At 61.4% G+C, this 5,758-nt stretch carries 7 protein-coding genes; all 7 read left to right on the top strand.

The window, feature by feature from the left end; genetic code table 11:
- Nucleotides 1-400, top strand: a 400-nt coding sequence (locus MOV76_RS38030) for an aminotransferase class IV (protein ID WP_247266496.1), incomplete at its 5' end; no start/stop codon positions are given.
- Between the two features lie 2 nt (nt 401-402).
- Nucleotides 403-687 (top strand): YciI family protein, encoded by a 285-nt coding sequence (locus tag MOV76_RS38025; protein ID WP_247266495.1) that lies wholly within the window; start codon nt 403-405, stop codon nt 685-687.
- A gap of 17 nt (nt 688-704) precedes the next feature.
- Nucleotides 705-1,070, top strand: coding sequence for a DUF4440 domain-containing protein (locus tag MOV76_RS38020; protein ID WP_247266494.1), 366 nt, complete (start codon nt 705-707; stop codon nt 1,068-1,070).
- Nucleotides 1,071-1,265: 195 nt separating this feature from the next.
- Nucleotides 1,266-2,717, top strand: a complete 1,452-nt coding sequence (locus MOV76_RS38015; RefSeq protein WP_018243525.1) for a homospermidine synthase — start codon at nt 1,266-1,268, stop codon at nt 2,715-2,717.
- A 171-nt stretch (nt 2,718-2,888) separates the two neighbouring features.
- Nucleotides 2,889-3,257: an outer membrane lipoprotein Omp10 gene (gene omp10, locus MOV76_RS38010; RefSeq protein WP_018243526.1), complete on the top strand. Its 369-nt coding sequence runs from the start codon at nt 2,889-2,891 to the stop codon at nt 3,255-3,257.
- Nucleotides 3,258-3,542: 285 nt separating this feature from the next.
- Nucleotides 3,543-3,863, top strand: a complete 321-nt coding sequence (locus MOV76_RS38005) for a hypothetical protein (protein ID WP_028734971.1) — start codon at nt 3,543-3,545, stop codon at nt 3,861-3,863.
- 175 nt (nt 3,864-4,038) lie between these two features.
- Nucleotides 4,039-5,758 (top strand): bifunctional UDP-sugar hydrolase/5'-nucleotidase (locus tag MOV76_RS38000; protein WP_247266493.1); only part of this gene is annotated, 1,720 nt, incomplete at its 3' end.

Genomic DNA, 5,758 nt, shown 5'->3' with positions numbered 1-5,758 from the left:
CCTCCCGCTGGCGCCCGATACGACCTGGATCGCCCGCCTCGCCGAAACCCGTCTGAATTCCGCCGACAGGCTGCTGCGCGTCAAGACCACGCGCCGCGCCGTCTACGAGGCCGCGCGGGCCGAATATCGGCCTGATGAGGCCGATGAGGTCATCCTTTTGAACGAGCGCGGCGAAGTCTGCGAGGGTACCATTACCTCGATCTTCCTGGACGACGGAACCGGCATCCTGCGCACCCCGCCCATCTCCTGCGGCCTGCTCGCCGGTGTGCTGCGCACCGAGCTCATCTGCCGGCGCCAGGCCCGCGTCGGCCGCCTCGCGCTTGCCGATCTCGATGCCGGCACGCTTTATATCGGCAACTCGCTGCGCGGCCTGATCCGCGCAAACCTCGTCAGGAACTGACCATGTTCATTCTCTCGCTCACCTATGTAAAATCCAACGATGAAGCCGACAGGCACATGGAGCCGCACATGGCCTGGGCGAAGGAGGGGTATGCCAAGGGCTGGTTTCTCGCCTCCGGCCGCAAGGTGCCGCGCACCGGCGGTGTCATCCTCGCAATCGGCGATCGCGCCGCGGTCGAGGCCTATGTCGCCACCGATCCCTTCACCATCCACGGCGTCGCCGAATACGAAATCACCGAGCTAGCCGTGACGACGGCGGTCGAAGGACTGGAAATCCTGAAGCGCTGAATTTGCAGGAGCCGATTGTGGATGATCTCGCCGCCCATCTGAAAGAACTCGAGGAAAAACTCTTCGACCCATCGGTTTGCGCCTCGCGGGAGATGCTGACTGCGCTGCTCTCTCGCGATTTCCGGGAAATCGGCAGTTCCGGACGGCTCTATACCTTCGATATGATCGTGCCCGCTCTTTTGGCCGAGCATCGGACGGGAACGTCACGCGGCGAGCATTTCGAAACCCAAAGACTTGCCGAGCATATCGCGCTCGTCACCTATCGCGCCATTTACACGGATGTCGACGAAAGCGAAAGGCAAACGCTGCGCAGTTCCATCTGGCGGCTGGAAGAGGATGGGCATTGGCGCATGCTCTTCCACCAGGGCACCGTCATCGGTTAAGCCAAGCCATGCTGGCTGCCGATCCCAGGACGGCTTCGCCGGCCTCTATCGCCGCTCGATATTTGGCCTTTCCCCCTCAATGCTCTTTATTGTGACGTCGTTTTATGGTTAGAGCCGGTCACCTCGCACTCTCTGCGGCAATTTCAAAACAATTCTCTGGCTGAACGCCTTCGTCCCCTTCCACAGGAGAAAAGAATGACGGAACAGAATTATCCGGTATATGCCGAAATTACCGGTCCGATCGTGATGATCGGCTTTGGCTCCATCGGCCGCGGCACATTGCCCCTGATCGAGCGCCATTTCAAATTCGACAAGAGCCGGATGGTCGTCATTGACCCGCGCGAAGAGCCTTCCGACATGGAGATCCTGAAGAAGCACGGCGTTCGCCATATCAAGGAATATGTCACCAAGGACAACTATAAGGAACTGCTGAAGCCGCTGCTGACGGAAGGCGAAGGCCAGGGTTTCTGCGTCAACCTCTCGGTCGACACCTCCTCGCTCGACATCATCAAGCTCTGCCGCAAACTCGACGTTCCCTATATCGACACCGTCGTCGAACCCTGGCTCGGCTTCTATTTCGACAAGGGCATGAGCAATGCCGACCGCACCAACTATGCGCTGCGCGAAACCATGCGCAAGGAAAAGGCGAAGAACCCGGGCGGCGCCACCGCCGTCTCCACCTGCGGCGCCAATCCGGGCATGGTCTCCTGGTTCGTCAAGCAGGCGCTCGTCAACCTTGCCAACGATACCGGCCTCAAATTCGAGGAACCGGACCAGCACGATCGCGAAGGCTGGGCAAAGCTGATGAAGAAGCTCGGCGTCAAGGGCGTCCACATCGCCGAGCGCGATACCCAGCGTACCAAGCATCCGAAGCCGCTCAACGTCTTCTGGAACACCTGGTCGGTCGAAGGCTTCATTTCTGAAGGCCTGCAGCCGGCCGAACTCGGCTGGGGCACGCATGAAGAATGGATGCCGAAGAACGCCAAGAAGCACAAGAAGGGCAACAAGGCGGCGATCTACCTGGAACAGCCGGGCGCCAACACCCGCGTGCGGACCTGGTGCCCGACGCCCGGCCCGCAATATGGCTTCCTCGTCACCCACAATGAGTCGATCTCGATCGCCGACTTTTTCACGGTCCGCGACAAGGACGGCGAAGTGACCTTCCGCCCGACCTGCCACTATGCCTACCATCCGGCCAACGACGCCGTGCTCTCGCTGCATGAGATGTTCGGCAATGGCGGCACGCCGCAGCCGGTCCACCACGTTCTCGATGAGGACGAGCTGGAGGACGGCATCGACGAACTCGGCGTCCTGCTCTACGGCCATGAGAAGAATGCCTACTGGTATGGTTCGCGCCTGTCGCTGGAAGAAACCCGCCGCATCGCGCCCTACCAGAACGCCACCGGCCTGCAGGTCACATCAGCCGTCCTCGCCGGCATGGTCTGGGCGCTGGAAAACCCGAATGCCGGCATCGTCGAAGCCGACGAGATCGATTACAAGCGCTGCCTCGAAGTGCAGATGCCCTATCTCGGCCCGGTCGAGGGCCACTACACCGACTGGACCCCGCTCGACGGCCGTCCGGGCCTCTTCCCCGAGGATATCGACACCAAGGATCCGTGGCAGTTCAGGAACATTCTCGTTCGCTGAGATCGCCTGTACGGCTTTGACAATGCCCGCCGCAAGGCGGGCATTTTTGTAACGCCGGCTGTCTAAATGCCGCCCGCTGCCCTTCCAAGGCTTGCCTTCATGCCGGGCGCGCGCCATCTTTTGCCCGAACTTGGCGGGTGTCCGCCGCGCCGATTCGCCGGGAGAAGCCTTATGAAAATCAGAACTGGTCTCGTTCTTGTCGGTGCAGCGGCTGCTCTTGCCGCCTGCGTTTCATCAGAGCCGCGCCGCCTGCCGGTTGCAACCGCGCCCGCCGCTACCGGCGTCGAAGGCAACTGGAGCGATCCGAACGGCATCGTTTCCACCTTCCAGGGCGGTACTTTCACCACCCGCACGACCGACAGCAACCAGCTTCTTGCCTCGGGTACCTATATCAATACCTCACCGACCCTGGTGGAGATCAACATGACCTCGCTGGTGCGCAAGACCCAGTCCAAGGTCAATTGCGCCCTCGTCAACCCGAGCCAGCTCAATTGCACCTCCGATTCCGGCGCACAGTTCACGCTTTCCCGCCGCGGCTGAAAAATGAGGCGATAGGCTAGAGCCTTTCCGGGTTAGATTAAGCATTCTGTTGGCTCAAACGGAGTCGGATGGTCGGGCGCGTCGTAGCCAAGCTCTACGGCCAAGCCGGCCGGTCGATCAGCCGGCCCGTTTCAGCCAACCCGAAGGGCCGGGCATCTTGGCGCCAGGGCAGAGGCGATCGGCTCGGACGTACCAAGGGTATGCCCTTCGCCAATCGCCTTTGCCTGACGAAAACCTGCTCCGGCAGAATGTTTCAATCTAACCCGGAAAGGCTCTAAGCACACCATGCGGGCCTTCGCCTCTTATCTCATCCTGCTGCTCGCAATGCCGCTTGCGGCAGTTGCGGTCGCCTTGCCGGTCAACGTCTATCGTGCCCAGGGCATCGCCGCCCCCGATTGCGACGGGCCGCTGCAGGTGCTGATCTTCGCCGTGCCGGCAATTCTGATCTATGGTGCAGGCGCGCTCCTTGCCTATCGGGCCGGCCGGCGCTTTCATCGCCTTGTTTCCCTTCTCTGCTTGATCATCGCGCTCGCCATGGTCCCGAATATTGCAGAGGCCGTGCACGAACTCTACCGATACGCCGCCGACGGCGAATGCCGGGGATAAGCAACCCGGCTTTTTTACCCTGCCCCCTTGGAAAGCGCCTCGCCTGGCCCAGCTTTCTCTTGCGGTTGTGCATCGTCTGATGGAACATCCGCACGCCGGGAAACCGCCCCGGCGCACGATGAAAGGGATCGGCGAGGATCAAGGGGGATCCTTCGCCTCAATCAGGAGAACAGGGATGACGAAGTCTTTCAGCTTCGGTCTTTTGACCGCGTCCATGCTGGCGCTGAGCGCGGGCGCCGCCTTTGCGGATTACGAACTCAATATTCTTCATATCAACGATTTCCATTCACGCATCGAATCGATCAACAAGTTCGACTCCACCTGCTCGGCAGAGGAGGAAGGCAAGAAGGAATGCTTCGGCGGCGCCGCCCGCCTGAAGACCGCGATCGACCAGCGTCGTCAGGCGCTATCGGGCAAGAACGTCCTCCTCCTCAATGCCGGCGACAATTTCCAGGGCTCGCTCTTCTACACGACCTACAAGGGAGCGGCCGAAGCCGAATTCCTGAACCTGATGAAGTTCGACGCCATGACCGTCGGCAATCATGAATTCGACGACAGCGAGGACGGGCTTGCGACCTTCCTCGACAAGGTGCAGTTCCCCGTCGTAACGGCGAATGTCAAGGCGACAGCCGCCTCCAAGCTCGGCGACCGTATCAAGCCCTCGCTGGTGCTCGATGTTGGCGGCCAGAAGATCGGCATCGTCGGCGCCGTCACCAATGATACGGCAGAGCTTTCCTCCCCCGGCCCGAACGTGACGATCGCCGATGACGTCCAGGCCATTACTTCAGCCGTTCAGGATCTGAAGGGCCAGGGCGTCAACAAGATCATCGCGCTGACCCATGTCGGTTATCCCCGCGATCTCGCCCTGATCGCCAAGATCCCGGATGTCGATATCGTCGTCGGCGGCCATTCCCACAGCCTGCTCTCCAACACCGACCCCAAGGCCGAAGGCCCCTACCCGACGATGGTCGACAATCCCGGCGGCTATAAAGTGCCGGTCGTCCAGGCCGCCTCCTACAGCAAGTATCTCGGCGACCTTGTCGTCAATTTCGACGATAGCGGCGTCGTCAAGGATGCCAAGGGCGATCCGATCCTGATCGATTCCACCTTTACGCCCGATCCGGCCGTCATCACCCGCATTGCCGAACTGGCAAAGCCGATCGAGGAATTGCGCAAGAAGGTGATCGGCTCTTCCGAAAGCCCGATCGAAGGCGACCGCAAGGTCTGCCGCGTCAAGGAATGCTCGATGGGCAATCTGGTGGCCGATGCCATGCTCGATCGCACCAAGAATCAGGGCGTCACCATCGCCGTTCAGAACGGCGGCGGCCTGCGTGCTTCAATCGATGGCGGCGAGGTCACCCAGGGCGAGGTCATCACCGTCCTGCCGTTCCAGAACACGCTCGCCACGTTTGAGCTGACCGGCGCAAACGTCGTCAAGGCGCTCGAAAACGGCGTCAGCCAGATCGACCAGGGCGCCGGCCGTTTCCCCCAGGTCGCTGGCCTCAAATTCTCCTTCGACCAGTCGAAGCCCGTCGGCAGCCGTGTCAGCGATGTGCAGGTGAAGGACGGCGACAATTTCGCTGCGATCGATCCGGCCAAGACCTACAAGGTCGCGACCAACAACTTCATGCGGGCCGGCGGCGACGGTTATTCGATCTTTAAGGAAGGCCAGAACGCCTATGATTTCGGCCCGGATCTTGCAGATGTGACCGCCGAATACGTCGCCGCGCATTCGCCTTACAAGCCATACACGGATGGCCGCGTCACGGAACTGGCGCAGGCAGCGCCCGCTCCTTCCGCTTCCGAGCCTGCGCCTGCACCGGCTGCTCCGGCCCCCTCCACCGAACCCACCCCTGCACCGGCCGCTCCTGCTCCGTCCACGGAGCCGGCTCCCG

The sequence above is a fragment of the Rhizobium sp. PRIMUS64 genome, assembly GCF_023006465.1.
Classification (GTDB): Bacteria; Pseudomonadota; Alphaproteobacteria; order Rhizobiales; family Rhizobiaceae; genus Rhizobium; species Rhizobium leguminosarum.
The sequence above is the reverse complement of the archived record's forward strand: the minus strand, read 5'-3'. Positions and strand labels throughout refer to the sequence as shown.